Below are 21,520 nucleotides of genomic sequence, written 5' to 3' on the forward strand. Positions count from 1 at the left end.
GTCGCGGCCAACAATGAACAGGCTCCTGATGTATATCTGGGAAAAATAAAAAATAATTCCGTAAAGGTGATTAAGATGAAATTAGGCCATGGTAAATACTTCGCTGTCAGTGCACTTTTCGCAGCTATGACGCTGGGTATGCACGCGCAAGCGGCAGTAACCGATAAAGACATCCTGCAAGATCATCTGACGACTGATCGTATCGTCACTGATGGTATGGGATTGCAAAAACAGCGTTTCAGCCCGCTGACCAAGCTGAACAAAGACAACGTTAAAGATCTGCGCCCGGTTTGGGCGTTTTCTTTTGGCGGTGAAAAACAGCGCGGTCAAGAAGCTCAGCCGATTGTCGTGGACGGCGTTATGTACGTTTCGGCCTCTTATTCACGTGTGTTTGCGGTAGACGCGCGCACGGGTGAAGAGCTGTGGGAGTACAATGCACGTCTGCCCGATGGCATCATGCCTTGCTGTGACGTGATCAACCGTGGTGTGGGTGTCTACGACAACCTGGTGATCTTCGGTACGCTGGATGCGCGTTTAGTCGCGCTGGATAAGGACACAGGTCGTGTTGTTTGGCGTAAAACCGTTGCGGATTACCAGGAAGGTTACTCCATCACAGCCGCTCCTCTGATCGTCAACGGTAAAGTGATTACCGGTGTGGCTGGGGGTGAGTTTGGTGTCATCGGTAAAGTTGAAGCCTATGATGCTAAAACCGGCAATCTGCTGTGGACGCGTCCGACAGTAGAAGGCCATATGGGCTATGTCTATGAAGATGGCAAACAGGTCGAGAAAGGCATCACCGGCGGTGAAGCTGGCAAAACCTGGCCAGGTGATCTGTGGAAAACCGGTGGTGCGGCGACTTGGTTAGGCGGTACCTATGATCCCGATACCAACCTGCTGTTCTTCGGTACCGGTAACCCTGCACCTTGGAACTCACATCTGCGCCCTGGCGACAACCTCTACTCTTCTTCACGTTTGGCGTTGAACCCAGATACGGGTGAAATCGTTTGGTCTTTCCAGACTACTCCAAACGATGGTTGGGATTATGACGGCGTGAACGAAGTCATTCCTTTTGACTACAAAGAAGGCAACAAAACCATTAAAGCGGTGGCAACCGCTGACCGTAACGGTTTCTTCTATGTCTTGAACCGTGAAGATGGTCGCTTTATCCGTGGTTTCCCATTTGTGGATAAGATCACTTGGGCTTCCGGTTTGGATAAAAACGGTCGTCCGATCTTTGTTCCAGAAAACCGTCCAGGTAACCCTGCTAAAACCGATGGCCCTCAGGGGGCAACGGTGACCACAGCTCCTTCTTTCTTGGGTGGTAAAAACTGGATGCCGATGGCGTATAGCCAGGAAACCGGTCTTTTCTACGTACCTTCTAACGAATGGGAAATGGACATTTGGAACGAAGACGTTGCTTACCGCAAAGGTGCGGCTTACCTAGGTGCGGGCTTCACGATTCGTCCAATTCATGATGATTACATCGGCGTACTGCGCGCGATCGATCCGAAAACTGGAAAAGAAGTATGGCGTCATAACAACTACGCACCTCTGTGGGGCGGTGTCATGACCACCAAGTCTAATCTGGTCTTCACGGGTAACCCAGAAGGTTATCTGATGGCGTTTGATGCGAAAACAGGTGAAATGCTGTATCGCTTTAACACCGGTTCGGGCATCGTCGGTACACCTGTCACCTGGGAAATGGATGGCGAGCAGTATGTCTCTGTCGTTTCCGGTTGGGGTGGTGCGGTTCCTCTGTGGGGAGGTGAAGTGGCTCAGCGTGTGAGCAACTTCAACCAAGGCGGTTCGGTCTTTACCTTTAAACTGCCAAAAGCTTACGAGTGATTCAGGTCTAGTCTTACTCGCAAGGTCGTGTTCTACCTATCACCGGTTGGGGTTCGCCCCAACCGGTTTTTTCGTTTTGAGGGTCGTCGAATCACTCTCCAAGCACCTGAGTATCAGGGCGTTTCGGGTGTCTGAGCTTGAAAGCTGGCTAAGCGGCGCATGTCGGCGTCATACCAAACCCAGGCATTGCCTTCGAGACCGGTGTAGGTGACTTGCTCAAGAAGAGGCAGAAACTGACTTTCCAGCTCGGCCGTGTCGTGGCAATAACGCCGAGTGCTGGCGACGGGGCCTAAATTCAAACGATTCCCCTCAAATAATGCAGGCCCTGCCATGCTGTTACAGCCGGTGAAACCCGACATCTGCTGGCCTGTTAGCGTGAGCTGTGGCAACTGCTCGGCTTGAAACTGGGTTAAGTCGGGCAGATCAAGAGCCAAGGGTGACCAGGCGCTCAGCTGCCAGCTTTGTCCCTCAATCGCAGCTGGGCTGACGGGGCAGGTGGCATTGGCTGTGGTGTTCTGCACCTGTTGCAGATGCAGGTGGTGGCGTGCCGGGCCTTCTTCCGGTTGTGTCCAGATCTGTTGCCCCTGAGCTTCCAGGTAGAGGTAACTTCCAGCACCGGAACGACTGCTGAGGTAACTGCGCTCTAACTCCAGCCAAGTGTTATTCATCTCAATCGGGTAGAGCGCTCCAGTGCGGCATTCGCTTAAGATCGCACTGTCTGCAAAGTAGAGCAACATACCCTGGATCGGCCCTTCCAGTTTCAGTGGCTGCCAAGGTACAGGTTGCAGGCTATAGTTGAGTTGTGATTGGATCGGACGCCCTTCAGTATCGGCTTTTAACCAACCGCCAGAGCGGGTCGCAAAAAAGATCAGTTCCTGTTCCGGCTGTTGTAAGATCAAGCGTGTGCCATCCAGCTGCCAGCGGCCAAAGCTTTGCAGCGGTTCTGGGCTGCGATCTTGGTAAACTTCTTGGAGGAAATAACGTCCATCGGGTAAGAGATCTAGATGCATATCAATGCCTGGGCAGTCGGCACAGGGTAAAGTGCCTTGATAGGAACTGGCCGTTTGCGGCACTTTGACCTTATCTGGGGCGGCTAAGTCGAGATGGATCGAGTTTTGAGCACAGGCCGTTAAGAGCATCAGCGTGGCACCCAGGCCGATGATTTTGCAGGGGTTCCGAGACATGGGGCAGTTCCTTGGCAGTATAAAAATAGAGAGAATCACCGACTCAGCCGGGTCTGTCTCAACCCAGCGAGCACTGGCTTAGAGTCGGCTCAGTGAAGTGTTGTTCAATCTTAGCAGATGAATGGATCACTTCGCGCGGACAGCTCAGCAAAGGAAGAGAAGGCATGGTTATAGAAGAGAGGGAGTGGGCGATGTTAGATCTTGAGGTCCTCAAAGATCTGGTAGGGGATGAACCTGAAATTCTTTGTAGTCTTTTAGAGGAGTATCAAGCCTCTTTACGCAGCCTCAGCCTCGAGCTTTGGCAGCCTGAGACTGAGATCGCGCGCGTGCAGTTCTGTGCACATCGATTAAAATCGGCTTCACGCTCGGTCGGGGCCCTGCCGATAGGTGATTGGTTTGCGCAGTTAGAGCAGGCGGCAAAAACAGCTGATTTGACGACTATAGAGCAGATGCGCGCACAGGGGCCTGCAGCGGTGGCGGCGGTTTTGGCGCAGGTTGAGCAGGCGTTAGCCGGGCTTTAAGGAACAGAGTTCTAGGCTATTCGCCGTACCCTAGGCCTTGCCTAGGCTGAAGCGGGAAAGAAGGACTAGGGATTGATAGCAGTGACAGGTAGCACAACATCATGTTAAAGAATTCGCGGTCTACCCTCTTTATCGCTACGGACAGTAAAAGCCTAGTCGAGGTGTTAGAGGCGCAGTTGCATGAGTACTATGAGAAATGCATCTTTGAGGTGTCGGATCTACAGCACGACCTCGTGCAGGAGTTCGCCAAATCCTATGCTGATGTTTTGGTGCTGGGTTATGAATCCTTGGCAGCGGCTGAGCGCTTGGCTGACTTGGTGTTTGAACGCCATCTACAACAGCCGTTGAAACCCTATCGGGTGATTACCCTGTGTAAAAAAGCGGATGTGCGCCAGGCGTTTGACTTGTGTCAGGCGCGCAAATTTAATGACTATATTGTCTTTTGGCCGCTGAGTTATGATCCCTACCGTTTGCTGATGTCGATCTCTGCCGCGGTGGATGATCTGGAACATAATCAGAAATCTAAGCTTCTTTTGCGTCAGCTGGAGGAGCAAAAACACAGCATTGAGCAACTCAAAGCGCAAGCGGCGGCCAGGCCTTTACCGGATCAGTTGCTGTCTGAACCACTGCCTCTCGCTGAGCCCCAGCGCCCAACGCCGCCTGCGCCGAGCAGCAATGACTTGGCGCCTGCATTACAAAAACTCGATCAAATTCTCACGCAGTATTCAAAAACCCTGTCGCAGTTGCAGGCGGTGGAAAGCGTCGAGCGCTTACAGCCCTTACAAAGGGTGGCGGATACACTCTTTGCCGAATTACAGGCTTCGTTACAGATGTTCCGGCAGCTGCGTGCCGCCGAAGAACTGGCGGTGAGCAGCAAGCCGACACCTGCGGCCAAGGTGAGTCGTCCCACTGAATATCAACCGACACTCCTGGTGGTGGATGATGATCCTTTCCAGCGTAGCTTGTTAAGTAAGTTGTTGAGTGCAGCACACTATCAGGTGGAGTGTGTCGATGGTGGGTTGGCTGCCCTCAAGTTTCTGGAAAAGAGTCAGCCCGATTTGATTCTGATGGACATTATGATGCCGGATCTGGATGGTATCGAAACCACACGGCGCATTCGTCAGAACTCCCTGCTCAGCCGGATTCCGATCATTGTTATCAGTGGCTTACATGAGCGTGATATCGTTTTGGAGTGTGTGAAGTTGGGCGCCGCTGATTATGTGATCAAGCCTTACAATCGCTCACAGCTTTTGGAGAAGGTGCAAGAGGCGTTGCACACGCATCATCATTGAAGCGAGGTGTTATTGAGGCCCTGTATTTGCCCAAATCTGCAAGATTTCCATGACTTGAGACTGAGTGAAGAGATCCCCTTCACTCGGTGCTCGGGTGAAGTGTAGCCTTTCACCGCGCCAATTAAACGCTAACTGCCAAGCATGCAGATACATGCGCTCTGCCGCCTCACCGCCATATAAAGGATCACCCAGAATCGGCACGCTTAAGCTGGAGAGTGCGACACGTAACTGATGCGTGCGGCCTGTTTTAGGGTGAAGTCGATAGAGGCGTAATCCCTCCCCTAAACTGATCGAAATAAAATCGGTGATCGCGGGATGCTCACGACTGCGTAGGAGTTTAAATTGTCCACGTCGTGATTTGGCCATATCCCCGAGAATCCGTCCCTGCTTCTTTTTCGGTTTGCCTCGGGCCAGGGCGAGATAGGTTTTTTCGATCTGCTGTTGGGCAAACAGCTCACCAAATTCGGCGGCGGCTTCTGCGCTTTTGGCAAAAATCAGCAGACCGGAGGTGAGCTTGTCGAGTCGGTGTACCGGCCAGATCGGGTAAGCTAAATCGTTCGCTAACTGGGCTGCCAAACCGGCCTGACCGGATTGGCTGTGGAAATCCACGCCGGCGCACTTATCCACGACAAGAAAATCGGTCAAGTCGGCGACGAGGTGATACATTAGCAAGGCTCCAGCGGGATCAAGGCCGCTGAGTATAACGTGAATTTAGCGGCTGGGAGAGTTATGCAGCCTTGGGATCAAACTGAAGCTTTTGTTGAGGTGGTGCGTTTAGGCGGTTTTTCTGCGGCAGCGCGTGAGTTGGAGGTTTCGACCTCACACATCAGCCGTTTAATCGCCCGTTTGGAAGCGGATCTCGGCATTCAACTTTTATATCGCACCACACGGCAAGTGAGTCTGACCGAAGCCGGGCGTGTGTATTATGAGCATTGCCAACATCTGATTGCCGGTTTTCAGGCCGCGCGTGCTCAGATTCGCGATCTGCAAGCCAGCCCACGGGGATTGTTGCGTTTAACGGCAGGCACCACGTTTGGTGAGCGTTATATCGCCCCGCTTGTGCATAACTTTATGCTGCGTTACCCCGAATTAGAGGTGCAGATGCATTTCACCAATCGTTGTGTCGAGCTGATTGAAGAGGGCTTTGATGTGGCGATCCGCATGGGCGCTTTAAATGACTCCAGCCTGGTCGCCAAACGTTTGTGGGATCGAAATGAGCGGGTGGTGGCCAGCCCGGATTATTTCCAACGTTTTCCACAACCGCAAAAGCTTACCGATCTGGCTCAGCATCAGTGTTTATTGGGTTCGCGCGATAAGTGGAGTTTTGCTGAGCAGGGGCAGCGCCGTGAGGTGCGTGTCTCCGGGCGCTATCAAGCCAATTCCGGCCAAGCTGTGTTAGATGCTGCCTTGAAGGGCTTGGGTTTGGCGCAGTTGCCTGAATATTATCTGCAAGAAGCCTTGGCTTCGGGAGCGTTGATTTCGGTGTTGGATGCCTATCAACTGCGTGACTCCGCCGTTTGGGTGGTGTATCCACATCATCGTTATCTATCACCTAAAGTGCGGTTGTTGATCGATTATCTCTGCACGGAATTTGAAGCCAAACATCTGCAGGCCTGAGTGTTGGCCGCTGAGAGTGATTATTTCTTTAGAGCAACAATGATTTGTTCGGCAGACGATAATCTCAACGACTAGACTCTCTATAATGCGATCAACAAGTTAGCCTGAGTTTTGCGTTGAGATACGCATTTCATGCCTTTTTATAAGCCTGTCTGATTCAATTGAAGGAGTCATCATGGAGATGATCAAAACACGTGCTGCCGTGGCCTGGGGCCCAGGTCAACCCCTCTCTATTGAAGAGGTCGATCTGATGCCACCTCAAAAGGGTGAAGTCTTAGTGCGCATCGTGGCAACGGGAGTGTGCCATACCGATGCTTACACCTTATCGGGTGAAGATCCTGAAGGGGTGTTCCCGGCGATCTTGGGCCATGAAGGTGCCGGTATCGTGGAAGCCGTGGGTGAGGGTGTCACCAGCTTGCAGGTGGGTGATCATGTGATTCCTCTTTACACCGCGGAGTGTGGCGAGTGTAAGTTTTGTAAATCGGGCAAAACCAATCTCTGCCAAGCGGTGCGAGCCACTCAAGGCAAGGGGTTGATGCCTGATGGCACCACACGTTTTTATAAAGATGGACAGCCGATCTATCACTACATGGGCACCTCTACCTTCGCTGAATACACCGTGGTACCGGAAATATCTCTGGCCAAAATTAATCCTGAAGCGCCGTTGGAAAAGGTCTGTCTGCTCGGCTGTGGCGTGACGACCGGCATGGGGGCTGTGCATAACACCGCTAAGGTGAAAGAGGGGGATACGGTGGCCGTCTTTGGTTTAGGCGGGATTGGCCTGGCCGTGATTATCGGTGCCGTGCAGGCTAAGGCGAGCCGGATCATTGCCGTGGATATCAATGAGTCCAAATTTGAGATCGCCCGCAAACTGGGTGCCACAGATTGTGTCAATCCCAAAGATTACGATAAGCCCATTCAGGAAGTGATTGTGGATCTTACTGAGGGGGGGGTGGACTTCTCTTTTGAGTGTATCGGGAATGTTCAGGTGATGCGCTCGGCTTTGGAGTGCTGCCACAAGGGTTGGGGTGAGTCGGTGATTATCGGGGTGGCCGGTGCCGGACAGGAGATCTCGACACGTCCTTTCCAGCTGGTGACTGGGCGTGTTTGGCGTGGCAGTGCGTTTGGTGGCGTGAAAGGGCGCAGTGAGCTGCCGGGTTATGTCGAGCGTTATCTGCGCGGCGAATATGAGCTGGATACCTTTATTACCCATAATTTGCCTTTGGAGCAGATCAATGAAGCCTTTGATTTAATGCATGAAGGTAAGTCGATCCGCACCGTTATCCACTTCTAACGCTCATTTCTTTCAGGGCTAAATCCGCCTTAGGGTTTTGCCCTGCTCGGTTTTAAGGAGCAGGCATGATGTCTGAATTAGAGTTGCTCAGCCAGGTACGGTGTTTTGAGGGTGAACAGCGTCAGTACCGGCATGTCTCCAAACGTCTCGGCTGCAGTATGCAATTGAGCGTGTATCTGCCGCCGCAGGCGCAAACACAGAAGGTGCCCGCGCTCTATTGGTTATCCGGGCTGACCTGCAACGATCAGAACTTTAGCACCAAGGCCGGTGCGCAGCGTGTAGCGGCCGAGTTGGGGGTGGCTTTGGTGATGCCGGATACCAGCCCGCGCGGGGAGGGGGTGCCCGATGATCCTGAAGGCCATTGGGATTTTGGTTTGGGAGCCGGCTTTTATCTGAATGCCACTCAAGCGCCTTGGTCAGAGCATTATCAAATGTATGACTATGTGGTGGAGGAGTTGCCTGCGCTGTTACAGGCGCATCTGCCGCTGAGTGAGTTGCAGTCTATTTCCGGCCATTCAATGGGCGGTCATGGGGCACTGGTGATCGCGCTACGCAATCCAGGCCGGTATCGCAGTGTGAGTGCTTTTGCACCGATTGTGCATCCCAGTGCATGCCCTTGGGGGCAAAAGGCGTTCAGCCGGTATTTAGGTGAGGACCCAGAGCGCTGGAAAGCCTGGGACAGTGTTGAGCTGTTGCGCCAGGGGGCTGAGTTGCTTCCGGCCTTGATCGATCAGGGGCTGGCCGATAATTTTCTTGAGCAGGAGCTGCGCACACCCGACTGGCAGGCGGCTTGTCAGGCGCGCGGGCTTGAGGTGCCAGTGCGCTATCGCGAAGGTTACGATCATAGTTATTACTTTATCGCGAGTTTCATTGAGGAGCATTTACGCTTCCACGCCCAGCATCTGTTGCAGTGAATCAATACACGGCTGTGCTGCGGCCTGCCGTGTGGAGAGAAGACTCCTGTGCAGATAGATAGCGCTGAAACTCCTCTCGTATCCAGATACAACGCGGATCTTGATGGTTGCGTGCGTGCCAATACCAGTAGAAACGCACGGGTGGAAGCTCCAGCTCTGCAGGCATAGGTCGCAGGCAGAGAGGATGTCCGGCCGCAATACGCTCAGCAACGGCTTGGGGGAGAGTAAAAATCAGATTGCTGTCGACGCAAAAATCGGCCACTGAGGTAAACCCTGAAAGTCTGAGCATGACCTGGCGCTGCCAACCACGCTGCGCCAGGATCTTATCCATAAACCCTGGCCCTCGACCGGTAATGGAGACCAAGCCATGATGTGCTTGCGCGTAGTCTTCGACCCTAAGGTGTGACTGGGCTAAGGGGTGTTGTTGATCCATCAAACAGACAATTGGCATCTCCGCCACTAAAAAACGATGCAGGCTGCCTTCAAAATGAGCGGGAGCCAGACCGCTTAAACAAAAATCCACCTCATCTCGATCCAGCATCATAAAACTGTCGCCATCCTGGCGCAGGGTTTCAAAGCGCATCTGTGGTGCTAAACGGCGCAGATGGCGAATCAGCCCTGGCACATATAAAGACAGTTCTAAATCCAAACCGGTGATACGCACACAACTTTGATCCAGTGCGGGGTTAAATTCAGGTGGTGAGATAAGTTGTTGCAGCTGTTTGAGTTGTGCTTTTAAGGGAGCTTTCAGCTCCAGAGCGCGTGCACTTAAATCATAACCCTCTCCGGTTCTGACCAATAATGGATCGCCTAATCCCTCACGTAAACGCCCTAGAGCACGACTGACGGCAGGTTGGCTCATGTTTAACGCCAAGGCGGCACGTGAGACATGACGCTCTTCCAGCAGCACATCCAGAATGAGCAGTAGATTGAGATCTAAGCTACGTAAATTCACTTTTTGCATAGTGTGTATCCACTTAATTCATTAGAAGAATAGTGATCGCGCGGCTATGCTGCAAGCAGATCAATTGGAGAAAAGTGATGGCGTGGCAAACACACTGGCGTAATGACCAACAGGGGTATGGTTGGATCAGTATTGCCCTGCACTGGGGGATGGCTTTACTGATTCTGGCAATGTACCCCTTGGGTTTATATATCGTGTCCTTGGGATACTACGATCCGGGTTATCGCATCTATCCGCATTGGCATCGCAGTTTAGGAATCTTACTGGCTCTGCTGTTGCTGCTGCGCTTGAGCTGGCGTCTGATCAATCCGACACCGGAGAGTTTGGCACGCCAAGCTTGGGAAAAGTGGGCTGCGCATCTTGGGCACTTGGGCTTATATCTGTTGTTGATGCTGGTGCTGGCTTCAGGGTATTTCCTGTCGACAGCGGATGGGCGCAGTATCCAAGTATTTAATTGGTTTCAAGTCCCGGCATCACCCTGGTTCCATCGCCAAGAGGATTTGGCCGGTGAGATACATTTTTATGCGGCCAGCGCCATGATGTTATTAGTTGGGATACATCTGTTGGCGGCACTCAAACATCATTTTATCGAACGCGATTTTACGCTCAAGCGTATGCTGGGCTTAACTAAGGAGACAAAAGAATGAAGTTGAAACCGGTTTATGGTCTTTTACTGGCAGGCGCCTTGATGAGCACACCGGCTCTGGCTGCTGATTATGTGATCGATACTCAGGGCGCACATGCATCGATCAACTTCCGTATCGATCACCTGGGTGTGAGTTATGTGGTTGGGCGTTTTAATGAGTTTGAAGGGCGTTTTCACTATGATGCCGACAATCTTGATGCCACCTCGGTTGAAGTGACTGTGAATGTGGCCTCGATTGATTCGAATCATGCTGAGCGTGATCGCCACCTGCGCAGCAGTGATTATTTGGATGTCAGTCGTTTTGCTCAGGCTAATTTTGTTAGTACTGCCTATACCGATCTGGGTGAAGGCAAAGGCACGTTGGACGGTGAGTTAACGCTTTATGGCCAGACACAGCCTATCTCCATCGCTGTAGAGAAAGTGGGTGAGGGAGAAGATCCTTGGGGGGGGTATCGTGCAGGCTTTACCGGCACCACAGAACTGAATCTGCCAGATTTTGGTATGAAGTTTAATCTCGGGCCTGCGGCTGAGAAGGTTTACTTGGATCTCGTAGTGGAAGGTATCCGTCAGTAACACCTGTCGAGCGTTTGTCCAAAGCCCGCCGTCTTCGCAGCGGGCTTTTTTGTTATGGATATCATAAACAATACATAGGTGTATTTTTGTCGTCTAGGGCTTACTCTAGTCAGCCTTTTCTTAGCTGAGTTGATTGTATGCCTGGTATTTGGCTGGCCCTAGGAGCCTATGTGCTCTGGGGTTGTTTTCCACTGTATTTCTATCATCTGAGCCATGTCAGTCCGCCGGAAATTCTGGCCAATCGTATTGTCTGGTCTTTGGCGATGACGCTGATTTTCACACTCATTGTTGGGCGCATGACCGATCTCTGGCGGCTATTGGGTCAATCTCAGGGCATGTTCTGGTTAGCGGTGAGCGCACAGCTTCTTGCCGGTAACTGGTTGTTGTTTATTTGGGCCGTCGGACAGCAGCGTGCGGTCGAAGCCAGTCTTGGGTTTTTTATTACTCCTTTAGTCAGTCTGCTGCTGGGTTGGTTAATCTTGAAGGAGCGTTTGCATCCCTTGCAGGGGGTGGCGGCTGTGATCGCTGCGAGTGCTATTCTCTGGGAGATGTTCAGTCTCGGACACCTGCCTTGGGTCTCACTGGGTTTGGCATTTAGCTTTGGGCTGTATGGTTTAGTGCGCAAACAGTTTCCCGTGGATGCGTTAAACGGCTTGACCGTTGAAACCCTGTGGATGACACCGATGGCGTTGATCTGGTTGGGTTGGATTTGGAGCCAGGGTGAGTATCAATTGGCGCTGGGAAGTGAGATGAAAACCAGTGTGATGCTTCTGCTGCTGGGAGTGGTGACGGCTGTACCGCTGCTGCTCTACAACGCGGCGACTAAGCGCCTGGATTTATCCTTGGTAGGTTTTATTATGTATATCAATCCTACCTTACAGTTTCTGATTGCTGTTTTTGTGCTGCAAGAAACCTCACCGCCACAGCGTATGGTGACTTTTTTGCTGATCTGGATCGCTTTGGCGTTCTTTGTAGCGGGTTTGTGGCGACGTACGCGCACGTATCGAAAAATCGTTTAAGCCTTGCAGGATTTGGCTAGTTAAATTGAATGGGAGTTGTGTATGGTTTTTCCACCGAAGATGGCACGTTTTGTCGTCAGTTTTTTCATGTCAATCTATATGGTTGTGATTATGACGGCGGTGATTACCTGGGTGAACACGGGGATCGATGAGGGTTTTTTAGCGCGTTGGTTCCGTGCATTTTATATTGCCTGGCCGGTCGCGTTCACTCTGATACTGGTCGGTGGACCGAAAATCCAACACTGGGCAGGTAAGTTAATCCGCAAGCCTTGAAAAGGATGTAAGCATGTTCAATGAAAAACAATTAGATCGTATGCTGCAGCAGGCGCGTGCCGAAGCGGAACAGCTTGGTGTCGCGGTGAATATCGCGATCGTGGATGCAGGTGCGCATCTCTTGGCTTTTTACCGGATGCAGGGAGCGCTCTTAGGTTCAGTGGATATCGCGCAGCGTAAAGCGAAAACTGCGGTGCTCTTCCCGCTGCCAACGGAGGCTTTGGGTGAGTTAGTGCGTCAGGAGCAGTTGCAGAGCCTTGAGCTGAGTAACTCAGGCTTGATTCTGTTTGCCGGTGGTGAGCCGATTCGGCTGCAAGGTCAGCTGATGGGAGGCGTGGGGGTGTCTGGTGCCAGTGCGGAGCAAGACAAGCAGATCGCACGGGCGGCAATTGCAGCCTTGAGTGGCCAGGATTAAACACTGTTTAACAATTCGTGAAGATCATGGCAGACGTATCGAGCATCGAGATGTTCTTCTAGATGCCGATCGACAAAGTGTAAAAAGTTGCGCGCGCTGTAAGCCAGTCGATGCTCACGACGCACGATAAAATGCCAATAGCTTTCACTGGGTGGGGTGTCTAGATCCAGCTCCACGAGGTGTTGATTACCAGCGGGTAAGGCATGTTGTGAGATCACAGCGATGCCCATCCCTGCGGCAACCCCAACACGGATTGCTTCATTGCTGGCCATTTGTATGCTGCGCTGAAGGGTCATGCCATGCGTTTGTAACCAGCTATCAAACAGCATACGTGTTGCTGAACCCGGTTCACGCAGCAAAAAACGCTCCTGTTGTAACGCGCTGAGTGGCAGTTTTTTGGCTTGGGCCAAAGGATGTTGGGCCGGTGCAATCACCACGAGAGGGTTGCGCAGAAAGCGTGCCGCGAGTGCATGCTCTAAGCTGGGGGGGTGGCTAAAAATATAGATGTCATCTTGCTGGCGCTGGAAGCGTTCCATCATCTGGGCGCGGTTGCCTATCTCAACCGTGACTTCCACTTCCGGGAAGGCTTGGCTAAAAGGCCCGAGTAAACGCGGCAGGATATATTGCGCCGTGTTGACTAAAGCAATGCTGAAATGACCGCTACGCCCCTCTTGAAGGCCCTGCAACTGCTCTTGCAGTTCTTCAAAGCGCCCAAGCATATCTTGGCAGGCACTGAAAAGTGCTTCACCCGCTGCCGTCATGAATAAATGTCCCTGACGAAATTCGATCAAGGGTTCACCCACCGCTTCGCTGAGCCTTTTCAGTTGTAAGGAAATGGTCGGCTGAGTCAGGTGTAAACGGCGTGCCGCCTCACTGAGGCTGCCGGAGCGAATCACCGCGACATAAACTTCCAATAAGCGAAAAGTGAGATGGCGAAGTTTCATGTAAGACAGCTTCTATATTGATAATCATCTATAAGTATTTCTATAAAGTTTAATTAGTATAAATAATTAGTCCAGGGCAAACTTCTCTCCTTGCCAACCTATCCGCGTTTGGGTGTTCTCAGGATAGGTGCCTAAACTTGAAGCTTCAGCCTGTAAAAAAAGGAGGTGAACCCGTGCCGGATATAGTGGTGATGTTCTTTTTGCTGGGTCTGGTGGCCGGTTGGGTCAAATCGGATCTAAGCGTTCCCAAAGCCGCTTATGATCTCTTGAGTCTGATGCTGATGTTAACCATCGGTCTTAAGGGTGGGTTTGCACTGCACGGTCAATTACGTTTTTCGCTCTTGCCTGAACTTTTATTAGTGGCGGCCCTGGGGGCGCTCATTCCCTGTCTCCTTTACCCCATCCTGCGCAAGCTGGTGCAGCTGAATCGGGCAGACAGTGCCAGTTTGGCGGCACATTATGGCTCGGTTAGTGCCGGGACCTTTGCGGTGGCCTTGGCTTATACACAAACGCATGCCTTGAATACCGGGCCTGAAGTGACCCTGTATCTGGTGATGCTGGAATTGCCTGCCATCATCATGGCGATCTGGCTCTATCGCCGTGCTCAGCCGAGTTCAGGAGAGAAGATTGCTGGGGTTTGGCATGAAGCTCTGACCAACCGTGGTGTGATTCTTCTTGTCGGGGGTGTTTTGATTGGTTGGATGTATGGGCCTGAGCAAGGCGTAAATGTCACGGGCCTGCTGACCGGAGCTTTCCAAGTGGTTTTGGCACTCTTCCTTCTGGATATGGGCTTAACGGCTGCGGCCAGTTTGCGCCCTTTTCCACGCCAGCATTGGCCGGTACTTATGTTTGCCTTGGCCGTCCCGCCGGTCTTAGCGTTTGCGGGCATCCTGCTGGGTGTGGCATTGGGGCTGCCGGAAGGTTCGGTGTTGATTTTAGCGGCGATGACCGCCAGTGCGTCTTATATAGCGGCTCCTTCGGCAATACGCCAAGCCATCCCTGAAGCGGATATAGGTTTGGCGATGTTGGCGGCGCTGGGGATCACCTTCCCGTTTAATGTGATCTTAGGGATACCTTTTTACCATCAGTGGCTGCTGATGTTTTAACCTTGAGACACTCATCGATTAGGGTTTGAGTATTCGATATTCCAGATATATGATAAAAGAAATATATCTGGAAGTGAGATGAGTATGGGTGTGTTTGAGCGCTACCTCACACTGTGGGTGGGTTTGTGCATCTTGGTCGGTGTGCTCTTGGGAAATGCGATACCTGGACTGTTTGCAGGGATCGCTCAACTTGAAGCCTTCCATGTCAACTTTGTGGTGGCGATCTGTATTTGGATCATGATCTATCCGATGATGGTGCAGATCGATTTTGCTTCGATTAAGGATGTGGGTAAACGTCCGAAGGGCTTGTTCCTGACCTTGGTGGTCAATTGGCTGATTAAGCCCTTCAGTATGGCATTACTGGGTTGGCTATTTTTTCGTGTGATTTTTGCCGATTGGGTGGACCCACAAACCGCGGGTGAGTATATCGCGGGGATGATTTTGCTGGGTGTCGCACCCTGTACTGCGATGGTGTTTGTTTGGAGCCAATTAGTGAAGGGGGATCCAAACTACACTCTGGTACAGGTGTCGATTAACGATGTCATTATGATCTTTGCATTCGCTCCGATCGCTGCATTGTTACTCGGCATCAGCGATATTATTGTGCCTTGGGAAACGCTGTTGATCTCGACGGTGCTCTATGTGGTTCTGCCGCTTTTGGCCGGCATTTGGACGCGTCATCGGTTACAGCAGCGCCATAAAGACCAAGCCATTCAAGCCTTCCTGGCTCAGCTCAAACCCTGGTCAACCTTAGGTTTGCTCGCGACTGTGGTTCTACTCTTTGGTTTTCAAGCCCCAACGCTTTTGCAGCAACCCCAAGCGATTCTATTGATCGCGATTCCTTTGCTGATTCAAACCTATGGTATTTTTCTTCTGGCCTATGGGGCGGCGTATTGGTTGCGTCTTCCCTATAAGATCGCAGCCCCCGCTTGTTTGATTGGCACCTCAAACTTTTTTGAACTGGCGGTCGCGGTCGCAATTTCGTTGTTTGGTTTGCACTCAGGAGCTGCTTTGGCAACTGTTGTCGGGGTTCTGGTGGAGGTGCCTGTGATGCTATCGCTGGTGGCGTTTGCGAATCGCACACAGGGGTGTTTTGATCGTTAATCCCGTTATGCCTGCTGCCCAGAAAATATTCACTTTCCGTTTCCTTAGTCTAGACTCTAGAAAAAAGCCGCCTGCTTGCAACTCTTTGCTTTATTCTGAGTCTAATTTTTTCTCAAGGTAAGAGATGGTCTGATGTTATCTTCAGTCAGTCGCCTAACAATACATCGCCGCGCTACGACCTTCATCTTGATGGCGGCCTTTTTGTGGGCGCTGATTCTGCCTATCTCAACCCCGGTGTTAGGCATGACCTCGTCACATCACGCTTCAGAAAATGCGTTATATCCTCAAGCGCCTTGTGAATCGCATCTGACCCTAGAAAAGCAACAAGCACTTAGCTTTGCTGCAGCGGATGGCGTTGCGCCAGAGCTGGAGTGTAACGACCCCGGTTGTTGCATCCTCTGTACCGGCCTCATTCATCATTATGGTTTTTCACACGAAAAAACTCATGTCCAATTGTCTCTAATGGCGATCATGCCAGCAGATCAACAAAGCCTCGGTATCGAACGTCCTCCTAAAGCCTGATTTCTTCCTTAGCTCACTAGATTGAATTGCTAAAACTAGAACGAGGGTTTTCCTATGTTACGTCGAGACTTTCTCCGCATCAGTTTTGCGGGTGTGATGGTTGCACCTTTATATGCATGCATGCCAAAAGATCATGATCATGAAATGGCCGATCATTTAATGGAACATGCTGCAAAATCATTAAAAGATTGGGCAGCGGCCTTTCCTCAGCATCTAGATTTACGGCCTTTACCCAGAATCCAAAATCAGGTCGAGTGGCCGAATTTTCAGAGTCAGTTTGATATCGCGCCGACCTCGGCGCAGTTGACCTATGATCTGCAATCAGAGTTGTGGTTGTACGATGGCAAATTGGCGCCGGTCATAGAAGTAGAGGAAGGTGGGCAGGTTGAGGTGCGGGTCAGAAATCAGCTCAATCAACCGACGACCATTCATTGGCATGGTGTCAAAGTCCCCGCGGATCAAGATGGAGGGCCACATGAAGTGATCCCTCCGCAAGGTGAGCACCTGTACCGTTTCCGTGTACCGGAAGGTAATGCGGGCTTACATTGGTTTCATCCACATGCGCATGGATATCTGGCCGAACAAATTGCCAGGAGTTTAGCCGGAGTGCTTTGGGTCAAACCCAAAGATGATCCCATACCTCAAGAAATTCGCTCATATCTAATGATGGTGACGGATTTGCGCTTGGATGTTGAAGGTCATGTGGATGCCCATTCACATCTGGATTGGATGAATGGGCGTGAAGGTGACATTCTCTTGGTGAATGGCCTGCGAAATCCCATGCTGGAAGTGGCACCGGGTGCCACCTTTCGTCTGCGATTGATTAATGCGTGTGCGGGGCGTTATCTACGCTTACAGCTACAGGAGCATGATTTCCATCTGATAGGAACCGATGGTGGGTATCTAGAACAGCCTGTCTTGATGAGTGAGTTGTTGCTGGTTCCAGGGCAGCGTTGTGACCTTCTGGTACGTGCTACCACAGAAAGTCACAAAAACTTTGCGCTACAGAATCTACCCTATGATCGAGATTGGATGGGAGAAGAGCCGGAGCACTACCGTCGCACTGAAAATCTAATGTTGTTACGCACGCAGAATCTTGCCGTCGAAGCAGAAATTAGATTGCCTGAGTATTTGACCCAAATCCCTGAAATGCAGAACCCGAGCGTTTATCGGACTTTAACGCTCAGTGAGGAGATGGGCTCCGATGCGCTCTTGTCGGCAGGACATGAGATGGCTGATCATGGCGGCCACCCACCTCTGGTTAAGCCGCATGAAAATATGCGCTTTATGATCAACGGGCAGACCTATCAACCCGGTCGAGTCATGTTTGAAGGGCAGGTGGGACAGGTTGAGGAGTGGGAGATTTTTAACCAGTCGCATATGGATCATCCCTTCCATATTCATGGAACACAATTCCAGGTTGTGGCGCTGCAGGAGGATGGCCAGTCTTGGTCAGCACCGGCCTACCGTGCTTGGCAAGATACGGTGAATCTTCAGCCTAAGCAGCGTTTAAAGTTGCGCGTTGTTTTTGAACAGCCCGGTGAGTGGATGTTCCACTGTCACATAATTGAGCATGAAGAACTCGGCATGATGTCGAGTATTCGTGTGGTGTAAGGAGAAAGTATATGCTGAAATCAGTTTTGCTTGGATGTGTGGCTTCATTACTTATCTCGGCAGATGTCTTGGCGGAGAGTATGAAGGTTTATAAATCTGAGACCTGTGGCTGTTGTAATGATTGGATCGATCATGTGCGTGAGGCGGGTTTTGAGGTGGAAGCAATCAACCATGCAAATATGAATCAGAAGAAACAAGCGCTCGGTTTGCCTGCGCAATTAGCCTCATGCCATACCGCAATTATTGAGGGGTATCTAATTGAAGGGCATGTGCCTGCGAGTGATATTCTGCGTTTGTTACAGGAGCGTCCTAAAATTACTGGGTTGAGTGTGCCGGGTATGCCGCATGGTTCACCCGGCATGGAGACAGGACGTGTAGATGCTTATCAGGTGTTGGCATTTGACGTGGAAAAGAAAAGCCTAGAGGTTTGGGCGGAGTATTAAGACTGCGTAGAGAATCCTGGTGCAACCAGTACCAGGATTCTCTCTATTTCTTGCCAAGGAAGGGGTGCTTAAAGCTGTGTGATCAGTAAGGTGGCACCGACACCGATGAGTACCAATCCCCCCAGGATCTCGGCACGATGGCCAATCAACGCGCCTAAAGTGCGCCCCAAAAGAACGCCCAGTGTGACCATCGTCATGGTCGCCAAGCCAATCATGCTTGCCGCCCAGAAGATATTCACATCTAGGAAGGCTAGGGAAACACCCACCGCCAGCGCATCAATGCTGGTGCCCACCGCCGTGAGGCCTAATTTCCAGAAGGAGTGGCTGGTGGGTTTGCTCTCACAGGCTTCAACCGGTTGTAAACCCTCGTGAATCATATGCAGACCAATCGCAGTGAGCAGCCCAAATGCGATCCAGTGTCCCCAGCTTTCCACAAAGGTCACGGCGACTTGACCGAGGAGCCAGCCGAGCAGAGGCGTGATGGCTTCAATCGTGCCAAAAATTACCCCCATGCGTAGGGCTTCGCGGAATTTCGGTTTATACAGACAAGCGCCTTTCCCAACCGCCGCCGCAAAAGCATCGGTAGACATGGCAAGCGCCAGAATAAGAAGCGAAAAAAATGACATTGATCAGAATCCGGTCGGGCAATTGAGTCCACGAATTAACCACACGCCCGACATCGGCATGGTCAATTCGATGGTCTCGCCAACCGCGTGGCGTCTGTACCATGGCATGAGGCCAAGAATGTTGATACAGACACTTCCGTTGTGACAGAAGCAGGCTACTCCCCAAAGAAGTCGCAAGAATAGCATAATTTATATGTGAGGACAGCCTGGTGAGGCGAGATGCTTCCGGCAGTCCACTAGCAGCCCCAAAACCAAGCAGAAAATCCATTTAGTTAGGGGGAGGCTGTAGCTAAGCATCACTCGCTCAAGGTTAGACTGGCAAAAAGCTAAACACGCCATATCTTGGAGTTGATCGCTAAGGGCTTGAATAGCGAGCTTATGCTCATACCCAAGGAGAAGCTTGGTGCTGTTATGGCGCTACTTGAACAGAAGAGTTCCGCGTCAGGCACGATGCATGCGTCTCAGATGAAAAAACCTTCAAATGAAGATACGAAGAAAAGTCTTTCAGATGATCCATGGCAGGATTTGCTGGGGGATGAATCATGAGCGAAGCTCAAGTCGATCAAATAAATGTACTCAAGTTGAGCTTGTACGAAAGGTTAGTGGGCTATTTGGCTGGCTTCCAAGGTGGTAGAAATGTGCTGAGTTTTGCCGATGATTTCAAGAATAATGCAGGTCGTCCTACATTTAGTTTGAATTCCCGAGTCTCAATACGACTGTTCGAAGAAATTATAAACCACGCCATAATAAACGATAAATTTGGCGCAGTTCTGAAAACTGCGCCATAATTGCGCCATCTATTACCTTTAAAGGCGCCAAACCGACAATGTCTTCTAACACTGAACTTCTTGCTTGCATCCAAGAGTCTCCTCAAGGTGTCACGCTGGCAGAGCTTTTAACGCAACTTCCAAATGTTGCGAGGCGTACAGCCCAGCGTCAAATTGCGAAGTTCATTGATGAAGGGTTGGTGATTGCCCACGGAGAAGGTCGTGCCCGCCGATATTTTGGTGTGGATGTCCCGCTCAAAGCTGACATACAAACAAATAATAGAGATGCATTTCCTTCCTTCATTCCTGTATCCGCTGATAGCCAGGATATTTTAAGTTACATCAATCTGCCGCTTGAAGCCCGCAAGCCAGTAGGTTATCAACAGGATTTTCTGAATTCCTATCAGCCAAATAAAACCTGGTATTTGTCAGAGTCATTGCGTCGGCAATTACACAAAATGGGCAAAACCACGGATAGCCAAGAACCGGCTGGTACCTATTCTCGCGCTATTCTGAATCGGTTACTGATAGATTTATCCTGGGCCTCAAGCCATTTAGAGGGGAATACCTATTCCCGCTTGGATACACGCGAACTCATTGAGCATGGCAAGTCGGCTCAGGGTAAGGCTGCGATTGAAACGCAAATGATTTTAAATCACAAGTTCGCTATCGAGTTGTTGGTAGAAAATATCGATACAGCTGAATTCAATCACTATACCTTGATGAATATACACAGCGCACTGTCAGAAAACTTGCTGCCTAACCCAGCCGATGAGGGGCGGATTCGTCAGCACGCTGTTGATATTGGTAAGAGCGTATACAGGCCCTTGTCGGTACCGGCACAAATCGAAGATGCTTTGAAGGTAGTATTAAATAAGGCCAACCAAATTGGTGACGCCTTTGAACAGTCTTTTTTTATGATGGTGCATTTACCTTATTTACAGCCATTTGCCGATATCAATAAGCGAACCTCCCGCTTGGCTGCAAATCTACCATTGTTTCGCGCCAACCTATGTCCGTTGACGTTTCTCGATGTACCCGAACAAGCTTACAGTCGAGCGACGCTAGGAGTATACGAAATGGCGCGGGTCGAATTGTTGCGTGATCTATATGTGTGGGCTTATGAGCGTTCTACGCAAGAGTATTTGGCTATCAAGCAAGATTTAGTAGAGCCAGATCCCTTGCGTTTAACCTGGCGAGATTTTATTAAGCAAACGATTCACTTGATTGTTACCAGCCCCGAGCAAGACCCCTATGTTGTGATACAGCAAGTCGTTAAAGCGAAAATTCCTGAATCCGAACAAATAGATTTACAGGCGTTAATTATAGAAGAGTTGAGACGGTTGCATGAAGGTGTGTTGGCTCGTTACGGTTTGCGCCCATCGGAGTTTTCCGCATGGAAGGCTGAGCGCCAGTCTAATCAAGGCTGAGTACATTTTCATGGAGCATGATAACAATCAACTATAAAGTGTTGTGCTCAGTGGCATGGATAGCCCCTGTTCAATTCGGGTTGGGGGTATCACCTCTGGGGGTATCGAATGTGCCCCCAATTATACCCCCAATGTACCCCGGCTTTGCTGGGTACGGATGGGAACCGTTGGGAGCCATTATGGGCTGGAAGGCCTGTATTTTCTGGTGTCTTGGGAAGTTCTGGGAATGGGGGGAAGGGTATGTGGTGGAGGTCAGTGGCCTACTATTTAGGGTGTTTGATCTGCATATGTCAGGTCAAACACTCACTAAACTATGTTAACCCTTCTTTACGCCTCCATATCCGCAATCAAAATGATTGCATCATGTGGGTGCCTGTACTAAGGTTGTCTGATTGTTAGATCAAATC

The 21,520-nt window shown here is 50.9% G+C and carries 24 protein-coding genes and 1 riboswitch; of the genes, 19 read left to right on the forward strand and 5 right to left on the reverse strand.

Annotated features, from left to right (window positions below):
• Window positions 1-75: 75 nt before the first annotated feature.
• Entirely contained in the window at window positions 76-1,845 is a 1,770-nt protein-coding gene (locus E1H14_RS01510; RefSeq protein WP_149389679.1) for a PQQ-dependent methanol/ethanol family dehydrogenase, read from the forward strand.
• A gap of 113 nt (window positions 1,846-1,958) precedes the next feature.
• Here the strand turns inward: E1H14_RS01510 and E1H14_RS01515 are convergent, their stop codons facing one another.
• On the reverse strand, window positions 1,959-3,029 hold the full coding sequence (locus E1H14_RS01515) for an META domain-containing protein (protein WP_149389680.1): 1,071 nt from the start codon (window positions 3,027-3,029) through the stop codon (window positions 1,959-1,961).
• 164 nt (window positions 3,030-3,193) lie between these two features.
• On the opposite strand from E1H14_RS01515, the gene E1H14_RS01520 reads away from it, so the two are divergent.
• Together E1H14_RS01520 and E1H14_RS01525 are read left to right on the forward strand one after the other, a co-directional pair.
• Window positions 3,194-3,550, forward strand: a complete 357-nt coding sequence (locus E1H14_RS01520) for an Hpt domain-containing protein (RefSeq protein ID WP_149389681.1) — start codon at window positions 3,194-3,196, stop codon at window positions 3,548-3,550.
• Window positions 3,551-3,651: 101 nt separating this feature from the next.
• A complete protein-coding gene (locus tag E1H14_RS01525) occupies window positions 3,652-4,842 on the forward strand; it encodes a response regulator (RefSeq protein ID WP_149389682.1) in 1,191 nt (396 codons plus the stop codon).
• A 9-nt stretch (window positions 4,843-4,851) separates the two neighbouring features.
• Here E1H14_RS01525 and E1H14_RS01530 read toward each other — a convergent pair whose 3' ends face one another.
• The gene (locus E1H14_RS01530) at window positions 4,852-5,508 is read right to left on the reverse strand and encodes a TIGR01621 family pseudouridine synthase (RefSeq protein ID WP_149389683.1); all 657 of its coding nucleotides are present in this window, start codon (window positions 5,506-5,508) and stop codon (window positions 4,852-4,854) included.
• A gap of 63 nt (window positions 5,509-5,571) precedes the next feature.
• On the opposite strand from E1H14_RS01530, the gene E1H14_RS01535 reads away from it, so the two are divergent.
• The 3 genes from E1H14_RS01535 (at window position 5,572) to fghA (ending at window position 8,667) form a co-directional block, all read left to right on the forward strand.
• Complete coding sequence (locus E1H14_RS01535; RefSeq protein WP_149389684.1) at window positions 5,572-6,459, forward strand: LysR family transcriptional regulator; 888 nt, start codon at window positions 5,572-5,574, stop codon at window positions 6,457-6,459.
• A gap of 175 nt (window positions 6,460-6,634) precedes the next feature.
• Window positions 6,635-7,753: an S-(hydroxymethyl)glutathione dehydrogenase/class III alcohol dehydrogenase gene (locus E1H14_RS01540; RefSeq protein ID WP_149389685.1), complete on the forward strand. Its 1,119-nt coding sequence runs from the start codon at window positions 6,635-6,637 to the stop codon at window positions 7,751-7,753.
• Window positions 7,754-7,818: 65 nt separating this feature from the next.
• Window positions 7,819-8,667 carry an S-formylglutathione hydrolase gene (gene fghA, locus E1H14_RS01545; RefSeq protein WP_149389686.1) on the forward strand — a complete coding sequence of 283 codons (849 nt, stop codon included), beginning with the start codon at window positions 7,819-7,821 and terminating at the stop codon, window positions 8,665-8,667.
• Between the two features lies 1 nt (window position 8,668).
• Here fghA and E1H14_RS01550 read toward each other — a convergent pair whose 3' ends face one another.
• Window positions 8,669-9,631, reverse strand: coding sequence for a LysR family transcriptional regulator (locus E1H14_RS01550; RefSeq protein ID WP_149389687.1), 963 nt, complete (start codon window positions 9,629-9,631; stop codon window positions 8,669-8,671).
• Between the two features lie 77 nt (window positions 9,632-9,708).
• Between E1H14_RS01550 and E1H14_RS01555 the strand changes: the two genes are divergently transcribed.
• The 5 genes from E1H14_RS01555 (at window position 9,709) to E1H14_RS01575 (ending at window position 12,557) form a co-directional block, all read left to right on the forward strand.
• A complete protein-coding gene (locus E1H14_RS01555) occupies window positions 9,709-10,278 on the forward strand; it encodes a cytochrome b (RefSeq protein WP_149389688.1) in 570 nt (189 codons plus the stop codon).
• Complete coding sequence (locus tag E1H14_RS01560; RefSeq protein ID WP_149389689.1) at window positions 10,275-10,850, forward strand: YceI family protein; 576 nt, start codon at window positions 10,275-10,277, stop codon at window positions 10,848-10,850. The genes E1H14_RS01555 and E1H14_RS01560 overlap by 4 nt, the downstream gene beginning before the upstream one ends.
• Before the next feature lie 137 nt (window positions 10,851-10,987).
• The gene (rarD, locus tag E1H14_RS01565; protein WP_149389690.1) at window positions 10,988-11,869 is read left to right on the forward strand and encodes an EamA family transporter RarD; all 882 of its coding nucleotides are present in this window, start codon (window positions 10,988-10,990) and stop codon (window positions 11,867-11,869) included.
• A 42-nt stretch (window positions 11,870-11,911) separates the two neighbouring features.
• On the forward strand, window positions 11,912-12,142 hold the full coding sequence (locus E1H14_RS01570) for a DUF2798 domain-containing protein (RefSeq protein WP_149389691.1): 231 nt from the start codon (window positions 11,912-11,914) through the stop codon (window positions 12,140-12,142).
• Between the two features lie 13 nt (window positions 12,143-12,155).
• Window positions 12,156-12,557: a GlcG/HbpS family heme-binding protein gene (locus E1H14_RS01575; RefSeq protein WP_149389692.1), complete on the forward strand. Its 402-nt coding sequence runs from the start codon at window positions 12,156-12,158 to the stop codon at window positions 12,555-12,557.
• On the opposite strand, the gene E1H14_RS01580 is transcribed toward E1H14_RS01575, so the two are convergent.
• On the reverse strand, window positions 12,554-13,501 hold the full coding sequence (locus E1H14_RS01580; RefSeq protein ID WP_149389693.1) for a LysR family transcriptional regulator: 948 nt from the start codon (window positions 13,499-13,501) through the stop codon (window positions 12,554-12,556). The two genes, E1H14_RS01575 and E1H14_RS01580, sit on opposite strands and share 4 nt — an antisense overlap.
• Window positions 13,502-13,674: 173 nt before the next feature.
• Here E1H14_RS01580 and E1H14_RS01585 point away from each other — a divergent pair, with 173 nt between their 5' ends.
• The 5 genes from E1H14_RS01585 (at window position 13,675) to E1H14_RS01605 (ending at window position 18,290) form a co-directional block, all read left to right on the forward strand.
• Window positions 13,675-14,607 carry a sodium-dependent bicarbonate transport family permease gene (locus E1H14_RS01585; protein WP_149389694.1) on the forward strand — a complete coding sequence of 311 codons (933 nt, stop codon included), beginning with the start codon at window positions 13,675-13,677 and terminating at the stop codon, window positions 14,605-14,607.
• Window positions 14,608-14,691: 84 nt separating this feature from the next.
• Complete coding sequence (gene arsB, locus E1H14_RS01590) at window positions 14,692-15,711, forward strand: ACR3 family arsenite efflux transporter (protein WP_149389915.1); 1,020 nt, start codon at window positions 14,692-14,694, stop codon at window positions 15,709-15,711.
• Window positions 15,712-15,843: 132 nt separating this feature from the next.
• Window positions 15,844-16,233: a hypothetical protein gene (locus E1H14_RS01595; RefSeq protein WP_149389695.1), complete on the forward strand. Its 390-nt coding sequence runs from the start codon at window positions 15,844-15,846 to the stop codon at window positions 16,231-16,233.
• 54 nt (window positions 16,234-16,287) lie between these two features.
• Window positions 16,288-17,847 carry a multicopper oxidase family protein gene (locus E1H14_RS01600; protein WP_149389696.1) on the forward strand — a complete coding sequence of 520 codons (1,560 nt, stop codon included), beginning with the start codon at window positions 16,288-16,290 and terminating at the stop codon, window positions 17,845-17,847.
• Between the two features lie 11 nt (window positions 17,848-17,858).
• Window positions 17,859-18,290 (forward strand): DUF411 domain-containing protein, encoded by a 432-nt coding sequence (locus E1H14_RS01605; protein ID WP_149389697.1) that lies wholly within the window; start codon window positions 17,859-17,861, stop codon window positions 18,288-18,290.
• Window positions 18,291-18,358: 68 nt separating this feature from the next.
• On the opposite strand, the gene E1H14_RS01610 is transcribed toward E1H14_RS01605, so the two are convergent.
• Window positions 18,359-18,880 carry a manganese efflux pump MntP gene (locus tag E1H14_RS01610; protein ID WP_327436772.1) on the reverse strand — a complete coding sequence of 174 codons (522 nt, stop codon included), beginning with the start codon at window positions 18,878-18,880 and terminating at the stop codon, window positions 18,359-18,361.
• Window positions 18,881-18,953: 73 nt separating this feature from the next.
• Window positions 18,954-19,094, reverse strand: a riboswitch (yybP-ykoY riboswitch).
• A gap of 185 nt (window positions 19,095-19,279) precedes the next feature.
• Between E1H14_RS01610 and E1H14_RS13200 the strand changes: the two genes are divergently transcribed.
• From E1H14_RS13200 to E1H14_RS01625, 3 genes are read left to right on the forward strand one after another with little or no spacing between them, the layout of a single operon-like run.
• On the forward strand, window positions 19,280-19,462 hold the full coding sequence (locus E1H14_RS13200) for a hypothetical protein (protein ID WP_235017357.1): 183 nt from the start codon (window positions 19,280-19,282) through the stop codon (window positions 19,460-19,462).
• Entirely contained in the window at window positions 19,459-19,704 is a 246-nt protein-coding gene (locus tag E1H14_RS13120) for a hypothetical protein (RefSeq protein ID WP_200834001.1), read from the forward strand. Before E1H14_RS13200 ends, E1H14_RS13120 begins: the two co-directional genes overlap by 4 nt.
• Before the next feature lie 38 nt (window positions 19,705-19,742).
• A complete protein-coding gene (locus E1H14_RS01625; RefSeq protein WP_149389699.1) occupies window positions 19,743-21,113 on the forward strand; it encodes a Fic family protein in 1,371 nt (456 codons plus the stop codon).
• The last annotated feature ends 407 nt before the right edge of the window (window positions 21,114-21,520 follow it).

The sequence above is a fragment of the Nitrincola tapanii genome, assembly GCF_008368715.1.
Lineage (GTDB): Bacteria > Pseudomonadota > Gammaproteobacteria > Pseudomonadales > Balneatricaceae > Nitrincola > Nitrincola tapanii.